Below are 420 nucleotides of genomic sequence, written 5' to 3' on the forward strand. Positions count from 1 at the left end.
CTCCACGCCGGGGAGGCGGACCCATTCCGCCACCCGCTGGCGGAGCGGGTGCCGGCGGTGCATCTCGTCGGAGCGGAAGGTCACGACGCAGACGAAGCGCCCCCGCTGACGTCGGGAGAGCAGGAAGCTGATCAGGTCGCGCGTGCTCGCGTCGGCCCAGTGGGCGTCCTCGACCACCATCACGACCGGGCTCTCGTCGGAGAGCTCCTCGACGAGCGCGTGCACCGCCTCGAACACCTCGGCCCGGTCGAGGCCTTCCGACGGCTTCTCGGCCGAGCTCTGGTGGCGCAGCCGCGCGAGGGCGGGGTGGCTGACGGCCTCCCCCGGATCCGTCCCGGCATCGGCCACCTGGCCGAGCATCTCCGCGAACGGGAGGTAGGGCATCGAGGTCTCGCCGAAGTCGAGGCAGTGACCCACGAG

The 420-nt window shown here is 72.4% G+C and carries 1 protein-coding gene; it reads right to left on the minus strand.

Going from position 1 to position 420, the window contains the following annotated elements; genetic code table 11:
- On the minus strand, nt 1–417 hold a 417-nt coding region (locus tag DYI42_RS24065), incomplete at its 3' end, for an ATP-binding protein (protein WP_342344735.1).
- Nucleotides 418–420: the final 3 nt, after the last annotated feature.

It is taken from the genome of Vannielia litorea, from assembly GCF_018424695.1.
GTDB lineage: Bacteria > Pseudomonadota > Alphaproteobacteria > Rhodobacterales > Rhodobacteraceae > Vannielia > Vannielia litorea_A.